This is a genomic window from Streptomyces sp. NPDC021100, assembly GCF_044333095.1.
GTDB lineage: Bacteria > Actinomycetota > Actinomycetes > Streptomycetales > Streptomycetaceae > Streptomyces.
This window is the reverse complement of the sequence record NZ_JBIRQH010000029.1, coordinates 1-24596: the sequence shown is the minus strand read 5'-3', so window position 1 is coordinate 24596 and position 24596 is coordinate 1. Positions and strand designations below refer to the sequence as shown.

Below are 24596 nucleotides of genomic sequence, written 5' to 3'. Positions count from 1 at the left end.
TGATGTCACTTCTCCCGCGTCATGTCAGTGGCGTCGAGGACGTCGACGTCCTGGTGGCCCGATCCGCCGTGCTCCTCCGGGTCTTCCCCGAAGACGTCGTGGGCGTCGTAGGCGTCGTACTCGTGGTCGTACTCGGCTCCGTCCGCTCCGTCGCCGTCCCGCGCCGCGCCCGTCTCGGCGAGGGCCATGCTGATCAGGGCGTCGGTGTCCATCGCGTCGATGGAGTACGCGGCGCCGCCCGCCTCCTCGTCGGCGGCCAGGGCGTCGGTGCCGAGCCCCGCGAGCTCCAGGAGGCTGTCCATCAGGCCGGCCTCCCGCAGCCGGGAGAGCGGGATGGCGGCGAGCGCCGCGCGGACGCGGTCCTCGGCCGAACCGGAACCGCTCCCGTCCGCCGCCGGCTCCTCCTCCAGCCGGGGCGCGAGCTCCTCCCACAGGTGGTCGGCGACGGCCCGGCTGCTCGGGTGGTCGAAGGTGAGCGCGGCGGGGAGCCGGAGGCCGGTGGCGGCGTTGAGGCGGTTGCGGAACTCGACGGCGGTCAGCGAGTCGAAGCCCAGGGCGTTGAACGACCGGTCGGCGTCGACGCCCTCGGCGTCGGTGTGCCCGAGCACCGCCACGACCTGCGCCCGGACCACCTCCGTCAGCAGGTCCCGGCGATCCGCCGCGGGTGTCTCCGCCAGGCGGGCGAGCAGGTTCCCGGTGCCGGCGGACGGCTCCTGGGCCGACCGCGCGGTGCGCCGGGCCGTCGTCCGGACGAGGCCGCGGAAGAGGGGCGGCAGCTCTCCGGGATCGCCCTGCGCCAGGAGGCGCGGGTCCAGCGCGACCGGGACGAGCAGTGCCTCGTCCGGGGGCGCGAACCGCCCGCTGCCGGTGAACGCCGCGTCGAACAGCGCCAGGCCCTCCTTGGCGGAGAGCGCGCCGGCGCCCGAGCGCGCCATGCGCCGTACGTCCGCGTCGCTCAGCCCGCCGGCCATCCCGCTGTCGTCCGCCCACATGCCCCAGGCCAGCGAGGTCGCCGGCAGTCCGGCGGCCCGGCGGTGGTGTGCCAGGGCGTCCAGGAAGGCGTTGGCGGCCGCGTAGTTGCCCTGTCCCGGTACGCCCAGGGCGCCGGCGATGGAGGAGAAGAGGACGAACGCGGACAGGTCGAGGCCTCGCGTCAGCTCGTGCAGGTTCCAGGCCGCGTCGGCCTTGGGCCGGAGCACGGTGTCCATGCGGTCGGGGGTCAGCGAGCCGATGACGCCGTCGTCGAGCGCGCCGGCGACGTGCACCACGGCGGTCAGCGGGTGCTCGGCGGGTACGGATTCGAGGAGCGCCGCCAGCCGGTCGCGGTCGGCGATGTCGCAGGCGGCGAACGTCACCTCGGCGCCCAGTTCCGCCAGTTCGGCCGCCAGTTCCGGGGCGCCCGGGGCGTCCGGGCCCCGGCGGCTGGCGAGCAGGAGGTGTCGTGCCCCGTGCTCGACCACCAGGTGGCGGGCGACCAGCACGCCCAGGGCGCCGGTGGCACCCGTGACGAGGATCGTGCCGTGGCCCTCGCGGGCCTCGTCGGGGCCGGCGGCCCGTACGGTCGCGGGGACCCGGGCCAGCCGGGGTACGGACAACTCTCCGTCGCGGACGGCGAGATACTCCTCGCCGGTGGCCAGTGCGCGGGGCAGGGCGGCGAGGGAGGCGTCGGTGCCGTCGGTGTCGACGAGCACGATCCGGCCGGGGTTCTCCGCCTGGGCCGACCGCACCAGCCCGCCCACCGCGGCGCCCGCGAGGTCGGTGACCTCGGTGGCGCCCGCCGGTGCCGCGCCCCGGGTGACCACGACGAGCGTCGAGCCGGCGAACCGCTCGTCCGCCAGCCAGGACTGGAGGTCGGCCAGCATCCGGTGGGTACGCTCACGTGCCGCACCGGCCTCGTCGTCTCCGGTGCCCTCGGCCACGGCCGGCAGCACGACGACGTCCGTCGTACCGGCGTCCGGCAGTCCGGGGGCCGCTTCGGCGCTCGTCACCTGACCGGCCTCGGCCAGCACCCGCGACCAGGCGGACGCGTCGGGGCCGGCCACCGTCCACGTCCCGGCGGGGACGCGGGCGGGCGCCGGGACCGGGGTCCAGTCGACGCGGTAGAGGGAGTCGTGGTACTCGGCGCGGGCCTGGGCGAGCTGCTCCTCGGAGATCGGCCGTACGTCCAGCCGCTCCACCGAGACCACCGGCCGGCCGGTGGCATCCGCCACCTCCAGCCCCACCGCGCCCTCGCCCAAAGGCGACACCCGCACCCGCAGCGCCGACGCACCCGTCGCGTGCAACTCCACACCGGACCAGGCGAACGGCAGACCGGCCCGCTCCCCCACCCCCGTCAGACCCACCGCATGCAGCGCAGCGTCCAACACGGCCGGATGCACGCCAAACCCGTCCACGCTCACACCATCCGGCAACGCCACCTCGGCGAACACCTCGTCACCCGACCGCCACGCGACCCGCAGCCCCCGGAACACCGGCCCGTACACCAGCCCGCCCTCGGCGTACCGCTCGTACAGGCCCTCGACCGGCAGCGGCTCCGCGCCCTCCGGCGGCCAGACGCCCAGGGTGGCACCGCCGTCGCCGGGGCTCACCGTCCCCAGGGTGCCGCTCGCGTGCCGGACCCACACGCCGTCGCCCAGCGTGTCCTCAGAACGTGAGTGAATACTGAAGGCGCGGTCTCCCGAGGCGTCGGGAGCCTCGACCACGAGCTGGGTGTGTACGTCCCCGTGCTCGGGGAGGACCAGCGGCGCCTCCAGGGTCATCTCCGAAAGAACCGTGCGTCCTACCTGGTCACCGGCCGCGATCGCCAGGTCCACGAAGCCCGTGCCGGGGAAGAGGACGGTGTCCCCGATCGCGTGGTCGGCGAGCCAGGGGTGCGTCCGGAGGGAGAGCCGGCCGGAGAACAGCAGCCCCTCCGAACCGGCCAGCGACACCGGCTTCCCCAGCAGCGGATGACCGCCGGCACCGGAGGCCGCGCCGAACGGGGAGTAGCCGTCGATCCAGTAGCGGCGGCGCTGGAAGGGGTAGGTGGGCAGGTCGACCGGGCCGGTGGGGGCTGTGGCGTTGAGGGCTTCCCAGTCGACGGGCTGGCCCTGGACCCACAGGCGGGCGAGGGCGGTGAGGGCCTCCGGCTCCTCCGGGCGGTTACGGCGCAGCAGCGGGACGCAGGTGGCGGTGGCGTCGTCGGGGAGCGCGGCGGTGGCCATCGCGGTGAGGACGGCGTCGGGGCCGATCTCCAGGAAGGTGGTGATGCCGTCGGTGATCAGAGTCGATACCGCGTCGGCGAAGCGGACGGGGCGGCGGACGTGCTCCACCCAGTAGTCGGTGCTCGTCAACTCCTCTGCCGTTGCCGTCAGTCCGGTGACGGTGGAGACGATCGGGATGCGGGGCTCGGCGAACGACAGGCCCGCCACGACCGTGCGGAAGTCCTCCAGCATCGGGTCCATGAGGGGTGAGTGGAAGGCGTGGGAGACCTTGAGCATCGAGGTCTTGCGGCCTTGCTCGCGCAGCGTCTCCACGATCGTGGTGACTGTTGCTTCCGCGCCGGAGACCACGACCGCGCGTGGGCCGTTGACGGCGGCGATGGAAGCGTCCTGGGCGTCACCGAGGAGGGTGAAGGCTTCGTCCTCGGTGCACTGCAGGGCGGCCATAACACCGCCCTCGGGCAGGGCCTGCATCAGCCGGCCGCGTGCGGCCACCAGCGTGCAGGCATCCTCCAACGACAGCACCCCGGCGACATGGGCCGCCGCGATCTCTCCGATGGAGTGCCCGGCCAGCACCTCAGGACGGGCACCCCAGGATTCCACCAGGCGGAATAGTGCCGTCTCGATGGCGAACAGCGCCGGCTGCGCGTGCTCCGTGCGGTTCAGCAGCTCGCCGTCCTCGCCGAAGAGGACGTCCTTAAGCGGCTGTTCGAAGTGCGCGCACACCTCGTCCAACGCCTTGGCGAACACCGGGAACGTCTCATACAGTTCCCGGCCCATCCCTACCCGTTGTGCGCCCTGCCCGGTGAACAGGAACGCCAACCGCCCTTCCGCAGCCGTGCCGCGTACCAGACCCGCCGCGTCCTGCCCGGCCGCCAGTGCGGCGAGCCCGGCGGTGAGGTCCGCGCGGTGGGTGGCGGTGAGGACCGCGCGGTGTTCCAGCTGCGCCCGCGTCGTCGCCAGCGCCACCGCCACCTCCCGCACCCCCGGAGCATCCTCACGCTCCAGCAGGTCCAGCAGCCGCGCCGCCTGGGCCTTCAGCGCGTCGGCGGTCGCGCCGGACACGGGCCAGAGCGGCGTCGGGGAGCCGTCCGCCTCCTGCTGCGCGGGGACGGGTTCGGGGGCGGCCTGTTCGATGATGACGTGGGCGTTGGTGCCGCTGATGCCGAAGGACGACACCGCCGCGCGCCTGACGCCGTGGGACTCCCACGGGCGGGATTCGGTGAGGAGTTCCACCGCGCCCGCCGTCCAGTCCACCTTCGACGACGGCGCGTCCACATGCAGCGTCCTCGGCAGCACACCATGACGCATCGCCATCACCATCTTGATGATGCCCGCCACACCCGCCGCCGCCTGCGTATGCCCCAGGTTGGACTTGATGGAGCCGAGCCACAGCGGCCGTTCGGGAGCGCGGTCGCGGCCGTACGTCGCCAGCAGTGCCTGGGCCTCGATCGGGTCGCCCAGCACCGTGCCGGTGCCGTGTGCCTCCACCGCGTCCACCTGGTCCGCCGACAGCCGTGCGTTGGCCAGCGCCGCACGGATCACGCGCTGCTGGGACGGGCCGTTGGGAGCCGTCAGCCCGTTGCTGGCGCCGTCCTGGTTGACCGCCGAACCCCGCACGACCGCGAGCACGCGGTGGCCGTTGCGGCGCGCGTCCGACAGCCGCTCGACCACGAGCACGCCGACGCCTTCGGACCAGCCGGTGCCGTCCGCCGCGTCGGCGAAGGACTTGCACCGGCCGTCGCGCGCCAGGCCGCGCTGGCGGCTGAACTCGATGAAGGTGGCCGGGGTGGACATCACGGTCACGCCGCCGACCAGGGCCAGCGAGCAGTCGCCGTTGCGCAGGGCCTGGCCGGCCAGGTGCAGGGCGACGAGCGAGGACGAGCAGGCCGTGTCCACCGTCACCGCCGGGCCTTCCAGGCCGTAGGTGTAGGCGATGCGGCCGGAGACGATGCTGCCCGCGCTGTGGCTGGTGGGGTAGTCGTGGTACATGACGCCGGCGAAGACGCCGGTCCTGCTGCCCTTGACCGTCGCGGGGTCGATGCCGGCGCGCTCGAACGCCTCCCAGGACGTCTCCAGCAGCAGCCGCTGCTGCGGGTCGGTGCTCAGTGCCTCGTTGGGGCTGATCCGGAAGAAGTCCGCGTCGAAGTCGGCGGCGTCGTGCAGGAAGCCGCCCTTGTCGACGTAGGTGGTGTCCGGGCGTTCGGCGTCCGGGTCGAAGAGCGCGTCGACGTCCCAGCCGCGGTCGTCGGGGAACGCGGAGACGGAGTCGCGGCCGTCGGCTACCAGGCGCCACAGGTCCTCGGGGGACGCGATGCCACCCGGGTAACGGCAGGCCATGCCGACGATGACGATCGGATCGTCGCCGTGGGCGCTCTCCTGGACGGCCGGGGTGCCGGTGGGTGTGTCGAGCGTGCCGAGGAGTTCGTCGTGGAGGTGGCGTGCGAGGTCGCCGGCGGTCGGGTAGTCGAAGACGAGCGTGGCCGGGAGCCGCAGGCCGGTCGCGGTGTTGAGGCTGTTGCGCAGCTCGACGGCGGTGAGGGAGTCGAAGCCCAGGTCGTTGAAGGCCCGGTCCGGCGCGATCGCGGCCGGGTTGGCGTGCCCCAGGACCGCGGCCACCTGTCCGCGCACGACGGCGAGCAGGGCGCGTTCCCGCTCGGCCGGCGGCAGCGCGGACAACTGCCGGTGCAGGGTGTCGGCGGTGCCGCCGTCGCTGACGGCCGCGGTGCGCCGGACGGCGGGGACGAGGTGGTGGTAGAGGGTCGGGAGGGACGGGCCTTGCGCCCGCAGCGCCTCGACGTCCAAACGCACCGGCACCAGCGCGGCGTCCGCGCGAGCCCCGGCCCCGAGCAACCGCAACCCCTCATCCGTCGACAGCGGCAGCACACCACCACGCGCCATACGGGCCCGGTCCCCCTCCGAGAGACCGCCCCCCATACCACCCACCTCGCCCCACAGACCCCAGGCCAGCGCGGCACCCGGCAGGCCCGAGGCCACCCGCGACTCCACCAAGCCATCCAGGAAGGCGTTGGCCGCCGCGTAGTTGCCCTGACCCGGCGCACCCAACACACCCGCGGCCGACGAGAACACCACAAACGCGTCCAACGACAACCCGGCCGTCAGCTCATGCAGATTCCAGCCGCCCAGCACCTTCGGACGCAGCACAGCGGCCAGCCGCTCCACCGACAACGACCCCACCAGACCGTCATCCAGCACACCCGCCGCATGCACGACAGCACGTAGCGGGAACTCCTCGCTCACGCCTGCGAGAACCCCGGCCAACGCCTCACGGTCCGCCACATCACACGCCGCGACGTCAACCGACACCGCACCCGCTTCCAACAGCGAAGCCACCAACCCCTGCGCACCCTCGGTCCCACCACCACGACGCGACGTCAACACCAAACGCCGGACGCCACGCTCCGCCACCAGCCAACGGGCCACCACCGCACCCAGGCCACTCAGACCACCCGTCACCAACACCGTGCCCTCAGCCGACATCAGCGTCTCAGCGGCAGCGGGCACAGCCGCACGCACCAGGCGCGGTGTGAACAACGCGCCCTCACGCACGGCAAGTTGCTGCTCGCCCGCCGCGAGGACGCGGTGCAGCAGGTCCGACGGCACAGCAGCCTCGCCCCCGTCCAGATCCAAGAGCACGATCCTGTCCGGGTGCTCCGCCTGCGCCGACCGCACCAGGCCGCCCACCGCCGCGCCCGCCAGGTCGGCCACGTCCGAGCCGCCGGCCGACACCGCGCCGCGCGTCACGACCACCAGCCGCGACCGCGCGCACCGCTCGTCTTCCAGCCACACCTGTACGGCCGACAGCACGCGCTCCAGCACCACGCTCACGTCGCCGGGCACATCCGGTATCGCACCGCCGAACACCCGCAGCACCACCACATCCGGCTCTCCGGACACACCCGCCAAGTCCTCGAAGTCCACGGCGACGGCAGCCGGCTCGGACACCGCCGCCGGCGTCACCGCCGGCACCCAGTCCACGCGGTACAGCGACTCGTGGTACTCGGCGCGGGCCTGGGCGAGCTGCTCCTCGGAGATCGGCCGTACGTCCAGCCGCTCCACCGACGCCACCGGCCGGCCGGTGGCATCCGCCACCTCCAGCCCCACCGCACCCTCACCCAAAGGCGACACCCGCACCCGCAGCGCCGACGCACCCGTCGCGTGCAACTCCACACCGGACCAGGCGAACGGCAGACCGGCCCGCTCCCCCACCCCCGTCAGACCCACCGCATGCAGCGCAGCGTCCAACACGGCCGGATGCACGCCAAACCCGTCCACGCTCACGCCATCCGGCAACGCCACCTCGGCGAACACCTCATCGCCCGACCGCCACGCGACCCGCAGCCCCCGGAACACCGGCCCGTACACCAGCCCGCCCTCGGCGTACCGCTCGTACACGCCGTCCAACGGCACCGGCTCCGCGCCCTCCGGCGGCCACACACCGAGAACGGAACTGCCGTCACCGCGACGCACCGCGCCCAGGACGCCGCTCGCGTGCCGCACCCACACACCGTCGCCGGCCCCGTCCTCGCCACGGGAGTACACACGCACCGAGCGGCCCCCGGCGCTCTCGGGCGCGCCCACCACCACCTGCACCTGCACGCCGCCGCGGGCCGGCAGGACCAGCGGGGCCTCCAGCGTCAGGTCGTCCAGGACGCCGCAGCCGACCTGGTCGCCCGCCCGGATGGCCAGTTCGACGAAGCCGGTGCCGGGGAAGAAGACGGAGCCGCCGACGACGTGGTCGGCCAGCCAGGGGTGGGTGTGGACGGAGAGGCGCCCGGTGAAGAGGAAGCCCGCCGAGTCGGCGAGCGCCACGGCCGCGCCGAGCAGCGGGTGGTCGGTGGCGCCGAGGCCGATGGCCGCCGGGTCGCCCTGGTCGGCCGGGGCCTGGGACCAGAAGCGGCGGCGCTGGAAGGCGTAGGTGGGGAGGTCGACGCGCCGGGCGCCGCTGCCCTCGAAAAGTGCTGCCCAGTCGACGTCGCCGCCGGCCGCGTACAGCCGGCCGAGGCCGGTCAGCAGCGACCGCGCCTCGGGCCGTCCCTTGCGCAGCAGCGGCACGCAGCACACCGCGCCCTCCGGCCGTTCCGCGTCGTCCGCCGCGAGGCTCGTCTGTGCGAGGCCGGTCAGGACGCCGTCGGGGCCGATCTCGACGAAGCGCGTCGCCCCGCGGTCCGCCGCGCCGCGGACGCCGGCGTCGAAGCGCACGGCCTCGCTGACGTGCCGCAGCCAGTACGCGACGGAGCACAGCTCCTGTGGGCCAGCCACGTCGCCGGTGACGTTGGACACGACCGCCAGGCGGGGCTCGGCGAAGGTCAGTTGCTCCAGGACCTGCCGGAAGGCGTCCAGCATCGGTTCCATCAGCGGCGAGTGGAAGGCGTGCGACACCTTCAGGCGGGACGTCTTCCGCCCCTGGTCCCGCAGCTGTCCGGCGATGCGCTCCACTTCGGCCTCGGGGCCGGAGAGGACGACGGACCGGGGGCCGTTGACGGCGGCCAGGCCGGTCCGGTCGGCCGTCGCGAGCAGCGGCAGGACCTCGTCCTCCGTCGCCTCGACCGCGATCATGGCGCCGCCGGCCGGGAGCTCCTGCATCAGCCGGCCGCGCGCGGCGACCAGTCGGCAGGCGTCCGCGAGGGTGAGCACCCCGGCGGCGTGCGCGGCGGCGATCTCCCCGATGGAGTGACCCATCACCACGTCCGGGCGTACGCCCCAGGTCTCCAGGAGGCGGTAGAGGGCCACCTCGACCGCGAACAGGGCGGGCTGGGCGTACTCGGTGCGGTCCAGAAGGTCCGCTGCGGCCGTTCCTTCGGCCGTCTCCTCGTCCGCGAACAGCACGTCCTTCAGCGGGCGGGGCAGCAGACCGTCGAGCCGCTCGCAGACCTCGTCGAGCGCACGGGCGAAGGCGGGGTACGCCGCGTACAGCTCGCGTCCCATGCCGGCGCGCTGCGCGCCCTGCCCGGTGAACAGGAACGCGGTCTTCCCGCCGGTCCGCGCGGTGTCCGGCGCGGTGCCGCCGTCCGCCAGGGCGCGCAGGCCGGCCAGCAGCTCGGCGGTGTCGGTGCCGAGGACGGTCGCGCGCCGGTCGAGGGCTCCGCGTGTCGTCGCCAGGGACCAGCCGACGTCCTGAGGACGGAGTTCGCCGTGCTCCTCACCGTACTTCTCGACGTACGCGGCGAGGCGGGCCGCCTGGGCGCGGAGGCCGTCCTCGTCGCGGCCGGAGAGCGGCCACGGCACGAGGGCACCGGTCGCCGACGGGGCCGGGTCCGCGGGCTCCGCCTGCTCGACGGGTTCCGCCTGCTCGATGATCACGTGGGCGTTGGTGCCGCTGATGCCGAAGGAGGAGATGCCGGCGCGGCGCGGCCGGCCGGCGTCCCAGGCGACCTCCTCGGTGAGCAGGCGCATGGCGCCGGCCGTCCAGTCGATGTGCGCCGAGGGCGCGTCGACGTGCAGGGTCCTGGGCAGTACGCCGTTGCGCATCGCCATGACCATCTTGATGATCCCGGCGACGCCGGCGGCGCCCTGGGTGTGCCCGATGTTGGACTTGACCGAGCCCAGCCACAGCGGGCTGTCGTCCGGGCGGTCCTGGCCGTAGGTGGCGAGCAGGGCCTGGGCCTCGATCGGGTCGCCGAGGACCGTGCCGGTGCCGTGGGCCTCGACGGCGTCCACGTCGGCGGGGGCCAGTCCGGCGTTGGCGAGTGCCTGGCGGATGACGCGCTGCTGGGAGGGGCCGTTGGGGGCGGTGAGGCCGTTGCTGGCGCCGTCCTGGTTGACCGCCGAGCCGCGGACGTGGGCGAGCACCCGGTGTCCGTTGCGGAGCGCGTCGGAGAGCCGCTCGACGACCAGGATGCCGACGCCCTCGCCCCAGCCCGTGCCGTCGGCGCCGGCCGCGAACGCCTTGCAGCGGCCGTCGCGGGAGAGGCCGCGCTGGCGGCTGAACTCGACGAAGGCGGCGGGCGACGCCATGACCGTCACACCGCCCGCGAGGGCGAGGTCGCACTCGCCGTTGCGCAGCGCCTGCCCGGCCAGATGCAGGGCGACGAGGGAGGACGAGCAGGCCGTGTCCACCGTCACCGCCGGACCCTCCAGGCCGTAGGTGTAGGCGATGCGGCCGGAGACGATGCTCCCGGAGCTGGCACTGCCGGTGTAGTCGTGGTAGACGACGCCGGCGAAGACGCCGGTGGGGCTGCCCTTGAGGGTCGCGGGGTCGATGCCCGCCCGTTCCAGGGCCTCCCAGGACGTCTCCAGCAGCAGCCGCTGCTGCGGGTCGGTGATCAGCGCCTCGTTGGGGCTGATGCCGAAGAAGTCGGCGTCGAAGTCGGCGGCGTCGTGGAGGAAGCCGCCCTGGTTGACGTAGGTGGTGTCCGGGCGGTTCCCGGTGGGGTCGTAGAGGCGGTCGGTGTTCCAGCCGCGGTTGTCGGGGAAGTCGGTGATCGCGTCGCCGCCGTCGGCGACCAGGCGCCACAGGTCCTCCGGGGACGCGATGCCGCCGGGGAAGCGGCAGGCCATGCCGACGATGACGATCGGGTCGTCGGTGCGGAGGGCGGTGGACGGCAGGACGGTGGCCGCGGCCACCTCGCCGGAGACCTCGGACAGCAGGTGGTCCGCGAGGTCGCCGGCGGTCGGGTAGTCGAAGACGAGCGTGGCCGGGAGCCGCAGGCCGGTGGTGGCGTTGAGGCTGTTGCGCAGTTCGACGGCGGTGAGGGAGTCGAAGCCCAGGTCGTTGAAGGCCCGGTCCGGCGCGATGGCCGCCGGGGTCGCGTGCCCGAGCACCGCGGCGACCTGCCCGCGCACCAGGTCCAGGACGGCCTCGTGGCGCTCGGACGCGGGGAGCGCGGCGAGCCGTTCGCCGAGCGTGCCGACGCTCGCGGACGAAGACCGCGCGGTGGCCTGGCGGCGGGCGGGGCGGCCGGTGAGGTGGTGGTAGAGGGTCGGGAGGGACGGGCCTTGCGCCCGCAGCGCCTCGACATCCAGACGCACCGGCACCAGCGCGGCGTCCGCGCGAGCCCCGGCCCCGAGCAGCCGCAACCCCTCATCCGTCGACAGCGGCAGTACACCACCACGCGCCATACGGGCCCGGTCCCCCTCCGAGAGACCGCCCCCCATACCGCCCACCTCGCCCCACAGACCCCAGGCCAGCGCGGCACCGGGCAGGCCCGAGGCCACCCGCGACTCCACCAAGCCATCCAGGAAGGCGTTGGCCGCCGCGTAGTTGCCCTGACCCGGCGCACCCAGCACACCCGCGGCCGACGAGAACACCACAAACGCGTCCAACGACAACCCGGCCGTCAGCTCATGCAGATTCCAGCCGCCCAGCACCTTCGGACGCAGCACAGCGGCCAGCCGCTCGACGGACAGCGAGCCCACCAGACCGTCGTCCAACACACCCGCCGCATGCACGACAGCACGTAGCGGGAACTCCTCGCTCACGCCTGCGAGAACCCCGGCCAACGCCTCACGGTCCGCCACATCACACGCCGCGACGTCAACCGACACCGCACCCGCTTCCAACAGCGAAGCCACCAACTCCTGCGCACCCTCGGTCCCACCACCACGACGCGACGTCAGCACCAGACGCCGCACCCCACGCTCCGCCACCAGCCAACGGGCCACCACCGCACCCAGACCACTCAGACCACCCGTCACCAGTACCGTGCCGTCGACCGACTCCAGGGTCTCGGCAGCAGTAGGGACACCCGCACGCACCAGGCGTGGAACGAAGAACGCGCCGTTACGCACGGCCAGTTGCGGCTCATGCGAGGCGAGGGCGCGGCTCAGCAGGTCCGACGGCAGGGTAACACCGTCCCCTTCCAGGTCCAGGAGCACGATCCTGTCCGGGTGCTCGGCCTGCGCCGACCGCACCAGGCCGCTCACGGCGGCGCCCGCGAGGTCCGTGACCTCGGCGCCGTCCGCCGACACGGCACCCCTGGTCACCACGACGAGCGTCGAGTCGGCGAACCGCTCCCCCGCCAGCCACTCCTGTACGGCGAGCAGGACGCGCTCCAGGGTCGCACTGACGTCGCCGGCAACCTCCGGCACCCCGTCGCCGAACGCCCGCAGCACCACCACGTCAGGCGCTCCGGACACACCCGCCAGATCCTCGAAGTCCACGACGACGCCGGCCGGCTCGGACACCGCCGCCACCGCCGGCGCCGGCACCCAGTCCACGCGGTACAGCGACTCGGGGTACGCCGTCTCGCCACCGGCGGCCAGTTCGGCGGCCCGGGCGGGGCGGACGGTCAGGGTCTCGACCGAGGCGACCGGCTCCCCGGCGGCGTCGGCGATGTGCACGGCCACACTGTCCGCGCCCAGCGGCGAGAGGCGTACGCGGAGGGCGGACGCGCCGGTGGCGTGCAGCGCGACACCGCGCCACTCCGCGTTCCACCGCAATTCCACGGCCTGTTCGCCGTCCCCGTCGGCGCCCGGCAGCGCGAGCGCCTGGACGGCGGCGTCCAGGGCCGCCGGGTGGAGGCCGAAGCGCTCGGCGTCCTTGGCGGCCTGCCCGGACAGGGCGACCTCGGCGTACAGCGTGTCACCGTCGCGCCAGACGGCGCGCAGCGCCCGGAAGGCGGGCCCGTACACCAGACCGGCCCCGGAGAACCGCTCATACAGGTCCTCGACCGGCACCGGTGCCGCTCCCGCCGGAGGCCATGCGGCGAGGCCGGCGTCGTCCGTCCCGGTGGGTGCCGCCGAGCCGAGCAGGCCCGTGGCGTGCCGGGTCCAGGACGCGTCGCCCACCGCGCCCTCGGCGCGCGAGAACACCCGCACCGACCGGGCGCCGGACGCGTCGGGCGCGCCCACCGCCACCTGGACCTGTACTCCGCCTCGCGCGGGCAGGGCCAGCGGCGTCTCCAGCGTCAGTTCGTCGAGCACGCCGGAGCCGACCTGGTCGCCCGCCCGGATGGCCAGCTCCACGAAGCCGGTCTCCGGGAACACGACGGACCCGGCGGCGGCGCGGTCGGCGAGCCAGACGTGGCCGCCGGCGGAGAGGCGGCCGGTGAACAGCGCGCCGTCGGAGTCGGCGAGCATCATGGCGGCGCCCAGCAGCGGGTGGTCGGCCGCGTCCAGGCCGATCGAGGCGATGTTCCCGACGGCCGAGGTGTTCTTGATCCAGTAGTGCTCGCGCCGGAAGGGGTAGGTGGGCAGGTCCACGAGCCCGGCCGGGCCCACGGGGTGGAGCGCCGTCCAGTCGACGCGGTGGCCCTGGACCCACAGGCGGGCGAGGGCGGTGAGGGCCTCGGTGGCTTCCGGGCGGTTGCGGCGCTGGAGGGGTACGCAGGTGGCGGTGGTGTGGTCGGCCGCCATCGCGGTGAGGACGGCGTCGGGGCCGATCTCCAGGAACGCGCTCACCCCGTCGGCGGCCAGGGTGGCGACGGCGTCGGCGAAGCGGACCGGGCGGCGGACGTGCTCGACCCAGTAGTCGGCGCTCGTCAGCTCCTCTGCCGTCGCCGCCAGTCCGGTGACGGTGGAGACGATCGGGATGCGGGGCTCGGCGAACGACAGGCCCGCCACGACCGCGCGGAAGTCCTCCAGCATCGGCTCCATCAGCGGCGAGTGGAAGGCGTGCGAGACCTTCAGCATCGAGGTCTTGCGGCCCTGCTCCCGCAGCGTCTCCACGATCCCGGTGACGGTGGCCCGGGCGCCCGAGACGACGACGGCGCGCGGACCGTTGACCGCGGCGACGGCCGCGTCCTCCGCGTCACCGAGCAGACCGAGGGCTTCCTCCTCGGTGCACTGGAGGGCGGCCATGACCCCGCCTTCGGGCAGGGCCTGCATCAGCCGGCCGCGTGCGGCCACCAGCGTGCAGGCATCCGCCAGGGACAGCACCCCGGCGACATGGGCCGCCGCGATCTCTCCGATGGAGTGCCCGGCCAGCACCTCCGGCCGCACTCCCCAGGATTCCACCAGGCGGAACAGCGCCGTCTCGATGGCGAACAGCGCGGGCTGCGCGTACTCCGTGCGGTTCAGCAGCTCCCCGTCCTCGCCGAAGAGGACCTCCCGGAGCGGCTGTCCGAGGTGTGCGTCGAGGTGCGCGCACACCTCGTCCAGCGCCCGCGCGAAGACCGGGAACGTCTCGTACAGCTCCCGGCCCATCCCGATCCGCTGCGCGCCCTGCCCGGTGAACAGGAACGCCGGCCGCCCTTCCGCGGCCGTCCCCGTGATCACTCCACCGGCGCCCTCGCCGGCGGCCACCGCACCCAGCCCGGCGGTCAGTTCGCCGTGTCCGGTGCCCAGCACCACCGCGCGGTGTTCGAGCTGTGCCCGTGCCGTCGCCAGCGTCGCCGCCACGTCCCGCGGCTCGGGGGCGTCCTCGTGGTCCACCACACCGAGCAGCTGCGCCGCCTGGGCGCGGAGGGCCTCGGCGGTGGCGCCGGACACCGGCCAGAGGACCGGGCCCCGGGCGTCGTCCCCGGCCGGAAGGTCCTGCTGTTCGGCGGGGTCGGCGGCCGGGGCTTCCTCAAGGATGATGTGGGCGTTGGTGCCGCTGATGCCGAACGAGGAGACGCCGGCCCGGCGCGGCGCGGCGCCGTCCCACCGCACGTCCTCGGTCAGCAGCCGCACCAGCCCGGCCGACCAGTCGACCTTGGACGACGGCGCGTCGACGTGCAGCGTCCGCGGCAGCACCCCGTTGCGCATCGCCATGACCATCTTGATGATGCCGGCGACGCCCGCCGCCGCCTGGGTGTGCCCCAGGTTGGACTTCACCGACCCGAGCCACAGCGGCCGTTCGGGGGCGCGGTCGCGGCCGTACGTCGCGAGGAGCGCCTGGGCCTCGATCGGGTCGCCGAGCTTCGTGCCGGTGCCGTGGGCCTCGACCGCGTCGACCTGGTCGGAGGAGAGGCGGGCGTTGGCCAGGGCGTCCCAGATGACGCGCTGCTGCGACGGGCCGTTGGGGGCCGTCAGTCCGTTGCTGGCGCCGTCCTGGTTGACGGCCGAGCCCCGGACGACCGCCAGCACCCTGTGCCCGTTGCGGCGCGCGTCCGACAGCCGCTCCACGAGCAGCACGCCGACGCCCTCGGACCAGCCGGTGCCGTCCGCCGCCTCGGAGAACGCCTTGCAGCGGCCGTCGGCCGCCAGGCCGCGCTGGCGGCTGAAGGCGACGAAGGGGCCGGGCGTGGCCATGACGGTCGCGCCGCCCGCGAGGGCGAGGGTGCACTCGCCCTCGCGCAGGGCCTGTACGGCGAGGTGCAGCGCGACCAGCGAGGACGAGCAGGCGGTGTCGACCGTCACCGCCGGGCCCTCCAGGCCCAGGACGTAGGAGATGCGGCCGGAGAGGACGGCCGCGTTGCTGCCGGTGGCCATGTAGGCCTCGGACTCCTCCGGCAGCTTCAGGTCGAAGTACGTCTGGCCGTTGGTGCCGACGAAGACGCCGACGCGCTCGCCGCGCAGGGTGTCGGGGGCGACGCCGCCGCGTTCGAACGCCTCCCAGGCGGTCTCCAGCAGCAGCCGCTGCTGCGGGTCCATGGCGAGGGCCTCGCGCGGCGAGATGCCGAAGAACGCGGGGTCGAACTCGGCCGCGTCGTAGAGGAAGCCGCCCTTGCGCGGGTAGTCCGTGCCGTCGCCGTCCCCGCCGGTTCCGGCGGCCGGCGCTTCGGGGGCGTCGCCGGTGTCCCAGCCGCGGTCCTCGGGGAAGCCGCCGATGGCGTCGGTGCCGTCGGCGACGAGCCGCCAGAGGTCCTCGGGCGAGCGCACGCCGCCGGGGAGCCGGCAGCTCATCGCGACGATGGCGACGGGCTCCTGTCCGGCGTTCTCGATGTCCCGGAGCCGCTGCTTGGTGGCATGCAGGTCCGCGGTGGTCCGCTTGAGGTAGTCGAGCAGCTTCGCTTCGTTCACGTTCGCCATCAGGGCCTCGCCGTGTCTCGTTTCCCGTGGACTGCGTGTGCGGGAGGGTCGGGAAGTGGGGTGGAAGGTAGGGGGACGGGGACGGGTCGACGGGTCAGGAGAGCCCGAGTTCCTTGTCGAGGAAGTCGAAGACGTCCTCGGCCGTCGCGGAGTCGAGGCGGTCGGCGACGGAGGGTCCGTCCGCCGGTGCCGCGCCGGCCGCGCCGGGCGTGCCGCTCGCGCCGTCGTGCTCGGCGAGCCGGGCGGTGAGGCGGTCGGCGAGTTCCCGGAGCCGGTGGCCGATCCGGGTGCGTGCGATCTCCTCCGCCGAGAGGGAGTCCGCCGCGGACTCGATGCGTTCGAGCTCGGCGAGGACCGGGACGGCGGGTGCCGCGCCGCCCGCGCACAGTTCGCCGTGCAGGTGCGTGGCGAGGGCGTCGGGGTTGGCGTAGTCGAAGAGGAGGGTGGCCGGCAGGGTCAGGCCGGTGACGGTGCTCAGCCGGTTGCGGAACTCGACCGCGGTGAGCGAGTCGAAGCCGAGTTCGTTGAAGGCCCGTCCGGACTGCACGGCGGCGCTGTTCTCGTAGGCGAGGACGAGGGCCACTTGGTCGCGGACGAGGGTGAGCACCTCGCGCCGCTGCTCGCTCTCGGGGAGCGCGGCGAGCCGGCCGACCAGGTCCGACGGGGCCTCTGCCGCGCCGGCCGGGTCGCCGGCGGGGGCGGTGGCGGCGGCCCGTACTTCGGGCAGCGCGGACAGCAGCGGGCTGGGGCGGGTCGCGGTGAACGACGGCGCGAGCAGGGGCCAGTCGGCGTCGAAGACACCGACGCAGGCCGCCGGGCGGTCCAGGGCCCGCCGGAGGGCGGTCAGGCACACGTCGGCGTCCATCGGGGCCAGGCCGCGCCACCAGGAGCGGTCCTGCGAGGCCTCCTCGCCCGCCATGCCGCCGCCGTCCCACGGACCCCAGGCCACCGAGGTCGCGGCGAGGCCGAGGGCCCTGCGGTGTTCGGCCAGGGCGTCCAGGTAGGCGTTGGCCGCGGCGTAGGCGCCCTGCCCCGCGCTGCCGAGCAGTCCGGCGATCGAGGAGAAGGTGACGAACGCCGTCAGGTCGCGGTCCCGGGTGAGCTCGTGCAGGTTGCGGGCGGCCGTCACCTTGGGGCGCAGGACGCCGGCGAGCCGGTCGGGGGTGAGGGAGTCCAGGACGCCGTCGTCCAGGACGCCGGCGGTGTGCACGACCGCCGTCAGCGGCCGGTCTTCCGGGAGCCCGTCGAGGAGCGCGGCGAGGGCCGTGCGGTCGGCGGCGTCGCAGGCGGCCACGGTGACCTGGGCGCCCAGTGCGGTGAGTTCGGCCGCGAGGCCGGCGGCGCCCGGGGCGTCCGGGCCGCGGCGGCTGGTCAGGACGAGGTGCTCGGCGCCGTCCCGGGCGAGCGAGCGGGCGACGTGCGCGCCGAGCGCGCCGGTGCCGCCGGTGATGAGGACGGTGCCGTGCGGGGGCCAGGGGTGGCGGGGTTCCTCTGGGGCGCCGGCCTTGGCCGCGTCGTCCGAGGGCGCGTCGTCCGAGGGCACGTCGTCCGAGGGCACGCTGTCCGAGGAAGCGCTCTCCGAGGCGCCGGCCGTGGCACCGGTCGTGACACCGGTCGCGGCATCGGACGTCGCGTCAGCCGTGGCACCGGTCGTCGTGCCGAGGCCCGTGTCGGCCGGTACGCGGACGAGCCGGCGGCCGAAGGTGCCCGAGGCGCGGACGGCGACCTGGTCCTCCGTTCCGGTACCGGTGTCCGGGGCGGCGGACGCGCCCGCCAGGACGGCGGTGAGCCGTTCGGCGGCGCGGTCGTCGGGTGCCGGCGGGACGTCGACGAGTCCGCCCCAGCGGCGGGGCTGCTCCAGGGCGGCGACCCGGCCGAGGCCCCACACCTGCGCCTGCTCCGGGTGCGGCAGTTCCTCGGCTCCGCCGACCGTGACGGCGCCGCTGGTCAAGCACCACAGGGGGGCGTCGACGGCCGCCTCGCCCAGGGCCTGGGCGAGGGCGACCGTGGCGTTCAGGCCGCCGCCGGCGTCGCGCTCGTCGAGCGCGAGGAGGGAGACCACTCCGCGTATGTCGCCGGCCCCGTCGAGCGCGGACCGCAGCCGGTCGGCGAGGGCGGCGGCGGACGGTCCGGACGCGTCGATCGCGTCGGACGCATCCGGGCTGACGTGCCGGACGTCGGCGCCGTGCCCGGTCAGGGCCGTGCCGAGCCGCTCGGTCCACGGCCGGGCGGCCGGGCCGTCCGGGGAGACGACGAGCCAGGTGCCGGCCACCGCGCCGGCGTCGGGGGCGGGCGGGGTGAGGGGCTGCCAGTCGATGCGGTAGCTCCAGGCGTCGGCCGTCTCCTCGGTGACCCGGCGGGTGTGCCAGGAGGCGAGCAGCGGCAGCACCGTGTCCAGGGCGTCCCGCTCGGCGCCGGGGCCGGCGCCCAGGGCCCCGGCGAGGGCGCCGGTGTCGGTGCGGCGCACCGCGTCCCAGAAGGCGGTGTCGGCGGCGCCGGTGCGGGCGGCCGGGCCCGGGGTGCCCGCGGCGTCGTCCTCCCACCAGTAACGCTGCCGCTGGAACGGGTAGGTGGGCAGGTCCACCCGGCGGCCGCCCCAACTTCCGGCTACAGCGGGCCAGTCGACGGCGGTGCCGTGTGCGTGGAGTTCGGCCAGCGCCGTGGTCAGGGTCCGCGGTTCGGGGCGGTCGGCGCGGAGCAGCGGGACGAAGACCGGAGCCTCGGAGCTGGTGCCGGTGTCATCCGTGACGCAGCGGCGGGCGAGGGCGGTGAGGGTGGTGCCGGGGCCGAGTTCGACGAAGGTGCCGGCGCCGTGCTCGCGGAGCGTGGCGATGCCGTCGGCGAACCGGACGGTCTCGCGGACGTGCCGCACCCAGTACTCGGCCGACGCCAACTCGTCGTCCGCGCACGGTTTTCCGGTGAGGTTGGAGACGAGGGGGATGCGGGGCGGGGCCGTCGGGAGGCCGTCGACGGCCTTGCGGAAGTCCGCGAGCATGGGGTCCATGCGGGGCGAGTGGAAGGCGTGGCTGACGCGCAGCCGTGACGTCTTGCGTCCCCGCTCCCGGAGTTGATCGGCGGCGTGCAGGACGGCGTCCTCGTCGCCGGAGAGGACGACGGACGCCGGCCCGTTGACGGCGGCGACCGCGAGCCGGTCGCCGAGGAGCGGCCGTACGTCGTCCTCGGACGCCTCGACGGCGACCATCGCGCCGCCCGCGGGCAGCGCCTCCATCAGCCGGGCCCGGGCGGCGACCAGGGTGCACGCGTCGTCCAGGGTGAAGACGCCGGCGGCGTGGGCGGCGGCGATCTCGCCGATGGAGTGGCCGATCAGCAGGTCGGGGCGGACGCCCCACTCCTCCAGCAGCCGGAAGAGGGCCACTTCGACGGCGAAGAGGGCGGCCTGGGCGTGGCCGGTGCGGTCGAGCCGCTCGGCGCGGGCCGTGTCGTGCCCGTCGCCGTGGATCCACATGGTCTCCCGCACCGGCGTGTCGAGCCGCCGGTCGAGGGCGGCGCAGACGGCGTCGAGGGCCGCCGCGAAGGCGGGCTCGGACGCGTACAACTCTTGTGCCATTCCGGGGCGTTGGGCGCCCTGGCCGGTGAACATGAAGGCCGTCCGGACGCCGGTGCCGCGCGGGGTGCCGCGCACCAGCCCAGGGGTGTCGTCACCGGCGGCCAGCGCGTCGAGGCGGCGCAGCAGCCCGTCGCGGTCGTCGGCGACGACGGCGGCCCGGTGGTCGAAGACGGCGCGGGTGGTGGCGAGGGAGAAGGCGACGTCCGCGGCGCTCGCGGGGCCGCCGTGCGGGGCCGGTGCGGTGAGGTGGGCGCGCAGCCGGGCCGCCGCGTCGCGCAGCGCCCGGTCGTCGTGTGCCGACAGCAGCCAGGGCAGCGGGCGGGCGGGGGCCTCGGCGGCGTCCGGGGCCTCGGCGGCCGGCGGCTCCTCGATGATGACGTGGGCGTTGGTGCCGCTGAGGCCGAAGGAGGAGACGCCGGCGCGGCGCGGGGCGTCGCCGCTCCACTCCACCGGCTCGGTCAGCAGCCGGACGTTCCCGGCCGACCAGTCGACCTTCGGCGTCGGCTCGTCCACGTGCAGGGTGCGGGGCAGCGTCCGGTGCCGGATCGCCTCGACCATCTTGATGATGCCGCCGACGCCGGCGGCGGCCTGGGCGTGCCCCATGTTGGACTTGACGGAACCGAGCCAGAGAGGCTGGTCGTCGGGGCGGTTGCGGCCGTAGGTGGCGAGGAGGGCCTGGGCCTCGATGGGGTCGCCGAGGACGGTGCCGGTGCCGTGCGCCTCGACGGCCTGGACGTCGGCGGGGGTGAGGCCGGCGTTGTCGAGGGCCTGGCGGATGACGCGCTGCTGGGAGGGCCCGTTGGGGGCGGTGAGGCCGTTGCTGGCGCCGTCCTGGTTGACCGCCGAGCCGCGGACGACGGCGAGGACGGGGTGGCCGTTGCGCCGCGCGTCGGACAGCCGTTCCACCAGCAGCACCCCGGCGCCCTCCGACCAGCCGGCGCCGTCCGCCGCGCCCGCGAAGGACTTGCAGCGGCCGTCCTTGGCGAGGCCGCGCTGCCGGCTGAACTCGACGAACATCTCCGGCCCGGCCATCACGGTGACGCCGCCGGCCAGGGCCAGCGAGCACTCGCCGTTGCGCAGCGACTGCGCGGCCAGGTGCAGCGCGACCAGCGACGACGAGCACGCCGTGTCCACCGTGAGCGCCGGGCCCTCGAAGCCGAAGGTGTAGGAGACGCGGCCGGACACCAGGCTGCCGGCCGTGCTGCCGCCCGCGTAGTCGTGGTACATCAGGCCGGCGAACACGCCGGTGCGGCTGCCCTTGAGGGTGCCGGGGTCGATCCCGGCCCGCTCGAACGCCTCCCAGGCGACCTCCAGCAGCAGCCGCTGCTGAGGGTCCGTCTCGGGCGTCTCCCGGGGGCTGAGCCCGAAGAACACCGGGTCGAAGTCGGCCGCGTCGTACAGGAACCCGCCCTCGCGCACATAGCTGCGCCCGGGCCGGCCGGGAGCCGGGTCGTACAGCGTGTCCATGTCCCAGCCGCGGTCGGTGGGGAACTGCCCGACGACGTCGGTGCCCGTGTCCACCACCCGCCACAGGTCCTCGGGGGAGGTGACGCCGCCCGGGTAGCGGCAGCCCATGCCCACGATCGCGATCGGCTCGTGCCGGCCGTCCTCGACCTCGCGCAGCCGGCGCCGGGTCTCGTGGAGGTCGGCCGTCGCGCGCCGAAGGTAGTCGCGCAGTTTCTGGTCGTTCGCCATCGAAGTGTGAGCCAATCTCGGACGGTGGATTCCGGGGCGTCGGGGTGGTGGGCCGCCGGGCGGCGGCGGGCGTGCGGTCGCGTCGGCGGCGCACCGCCCGGGGGCACGGGTGCGCCACCGGACGGTGGTACGGCGGAGGCCGCGCTACGGCGTTCCGAGCTCGCCGTCCAGCGCGGCGAACAGCTCGTCGTCGGTGGCGGACTCGAAGGCCGTGCGGGCGTCGGCGCGCGGCTCGTCGCCGCGCTCGTCCCGCCACCGGCGCAGCAGCGAGTCCAGCCGGGCCGCGACGTCGGCGTGCTCCCGGTCGGGGACGCCGTCGGCGCCGGCCGCGGCCAGCAGGGCGGCCTCCAGGTCGTCGATCCGGTCGGCCAGCGACCGTCCGGCCCCCTGGTCCGGCACCAGCTCGGCGGCGAGGTGCGCGGCGAGCACGGCCGGGGTGGGGAAGTCGAAGACGAGGGTGGCGGGGAGCCGCAGCCCGGTGGCCGCGTTCAGCAGGTTGCGCAGGTCGACGGCGGCCATCGAGTCGAAGCCGACGTCCTTGAACGCCCGCTCGGGATCGACGAGTTCACCGCTGCCGTGACCGAGTACGGCGGCCGTGTTGCTGCGCACCAGGTCGAGCAGGACGAGGTCGCGCTCGGGCTCCGGGAGGCCGGCGAGCCGGTGTGCGAGCGCGTCGGCGCCGGCACCGGCGGACGGAGCGCCGGCCGCCGGCCGCGCGGCACGGCGCGGCCGGGTGCGGACGAGGGTGCGCAGCAGGGCGGGCACCGTCGCGCCCCGGCCGTTCAGGGCGGCGGTCTCCAGGCCGACGGGCACCAGCACCGGGCCGTCCGCCGCCAGGGCCGCGTCGAGCAGGTCGAGCGCCCGGGTGGTCGGCAGCGGGCGCATGCCCATGCGGCGCAGCCGCTCGACGTCCGTGTCGGCCAACTGGCCGCCCATGCCCTGTTCGCCGCCCCACAGGCCCCAGGCGAGGGAGAGGGCGGGCAGGCCCTGTTCCGTGCGGTGGCGGGCGAGGGCGTCGAGGAACACGTTGGCGGCGGCGTAACCGGCCTGCCCGGCGCCGACGAAGAGGCCGGCGGTGGACGAGAACAGCACGAAGGCGGCGAGCGAATGGTGGGCCGTCAGCTCGTGGAGGTGCCAGGCGGCGACCGCCTTGGGGCGCAGCGCCGTGTCGACGTGGTGCGCCGTCTGGGTTTCGATCAGGCCGTTCTCGGCCAGTCCGGCCGTGTGGACGACGGCGTTCAGCGGGTGGCCGGCCGGGATGTCGGCGAGCAGCTTCTCCAGCGCGGCGCGGTCCGCGACGTCGCACGCCGCCACCCGCGCCTCGGCGCCCGCCGCGCCCAGTTCCCGGCACAGCTCGCGGGCGCCGGGCGCCTCCTCGCCGCGCCGGCTGACCAGAAGCAGCCGGCGGGCGCCGTACCGGGTCACCAGGTGCCGGGCGACGGCGGCGCCGAGGCCGCCGGTTCCACCGGTGATCAGGACGGTGCCGTCGGGGTCCCAGCCGGCGCCGAGGACGGCGCCGTCGGACGGGGCGGCGGACCGTTCCCGGACGAGCCGCGGCGCCCACACCGCGCCGTCGCGCAGGGCGAGTTCGGCGTCGTCCGTGGCGGCGGCGCCGGCGCGCAGCCGGCGTCCTGACGCGGGGGTGCCGTCCCAGTCGAGGAGCAGCAGCCTTCCGGGGTGCTCGGCCTGCGCGGCGCGCACCAGGCCCCACAGGGGTGCGTGCGCCAGGTCGACGGCGGGGCCGGACGCGGCGTCGGGCCCCGCCGCGCCGCTGGTGAGGACCACCAGGCGGGAGGCGGCGAACGCCGGTTCGGCGAGCCATTCCCGTACGGTCGCGAGGACGTCGGTGACGGTGGTACGGACCCGCTCCGGCAGGTCGGCGCCGCCGTCCGGCCCGGGCCCGTCGCACGGCAGCACTACCGTGCCGGGCACGGCGCCGGGCGCCGCGGCGAGCGAGGCGAGGTCGGCGTACCCGCGCGTCTCGGGCCCCAGCGCGGCGGTGAGCAGCGGATCGGGCGCGGTGCCGACGAGCGCCCAGCCGCCGTCCTCCTGCTCCGGCAGTGGCGGAACGGTCCGCTCCGCCCACACCGGGCGCAACAGGGCGGCGCCGTCGGAACCGTCGGCCCCCTCCCCCGCCGGGCGCACGGCACCGGCGTCCACGGCCCGAGCGGCGAGCGACCGGATCGTGAGCACGGGTGCCCCGGTCCCGTCCGCCACCAGCACCGACGCCTCGTCGGGGCCGTGCGACGCCACGCGGACGCGCAGCGCGGCGGCCCCCGTCGCGTGCACCGTGACGCCGCTCCACGCGAACGGCAGCCGCGGACCTTCCGCGGCGGCCTGCTCGTCCGCCTCGTGGAAGAGGTTGGCGTGCAGGGCCGAGTCGAGGAGGGCGGGGTGGAGCAGGTAGGACGCGGCGTCGTGCTGGGCCTCCGGCGGGAGGGCGACCTCGGCGTAGGTGGTGTCGCCCTGCCGCCAGGCGGCCCGGAGCCCCTGGAAAACCGGGCCGTAGTCGTACCCCTGGTCGGCGAGCCGCTCGTAGGCGGCGTCGAGCGGGACGGGGCGGGCGTCGGCGGGCGGCCACGCGGCGAGCTCGTCGCCGGCATCCTCGGCGGCGGGGTCCTCGGCGGCGAGTCCGCCGGTCGCGTGCAGCGTCCACTCCGCGTGATCCGCTGAGCCCGCCGACCGCGAATGGACGGTGACGGTACGGCGGTCCGCCTCGTCCGCCGGTCCCACCGTGATCCGCAGATCGACGGCCCGGTCGGCGGGCACGACGAGGGGCGCCTGGAGCGTCAGTTCGTCGAGGTACGGGGTGCCGGCCTGGTCACCGGCGTGCAGCGCGAGTTCGAGAAGGCCGGTGCCGGGGAGCAGGGTGGTCCCCAGGATGGTGTGGTCGGCCAGCCAGGGGTGGGTACGGGTGCCGATCCGCCCGGTCAGGACGACGGTGTCCGTGTCCGGCACGGCGACGGCCGCGCCGAGCAGCGGGTGCCGCGCCGGCACCTGGCCCAGAGCCTCCGGGTCACCGGCTCCCGCGCCGTCCTCCAGCCAGTAGCGGCGGCGTTGGAAGGGGTAGGTGGGGAGGTCGACGAGTCCGGCCCGGCCGGTGGGGTGGAGTTGTGTCCAGGTGACGGGGTGGCCGTGGGTCCAGAGGTGGGCGAGGGCGGTGAGGGCTTCTTGTGCCTCGGAGCGGTTGCGGCGTTGGAGGGGGAGGCAGGTGGCGGTGGTGTGGTCGGCTGCCATGGCGGTGAGGACGGCGTCGGGGCCGATTTCGAGGAGGGTGG

Annotated in this window: 3 protein-coding genes; all 3 read right to left on the bottom strand. The window is 75.2% G+C overall.

The annotated features are described in order from the left end of the window. Window positions 1-5: 5 nt before the first annotated feature. The gene (locus ACH4PU_RS33395) at window positions 6-16046 is read right to left on the bottom strand and encodes an SDR family NAD(P)-dependent oxidoreductase (protein ID WP_398280794.1); all 16041 of its coding nucleotides are present in this window, start codon (window positions 16044-16046) and stop codon (window positions 6-8) included. A gap of 103 nt (window positions 16047-16149) precedes the next feature. Further along, window positions 16150-21333 (bottom strand): SDR family NAD(P)-dependent oxidoreductase, encoded by a 5184-nt coding sequence (locus tag ACH4PU_RS33390; protein WP_398280791.1) that lies wholly within the window; start codon window positions 21331-21333, stop codon window positions 16150-16152. Window positions 21334-21462: 129 nt separating this feature from the next. Next, window positions 21463-24596 (bottom strand): SDR family NAD(P)-dependent oxidoreductase (locus tag ACH4PU_RS33385; protein WP_398280788.1); only part of this gene is annotated, 3134 nt, incomplete at its 5' end.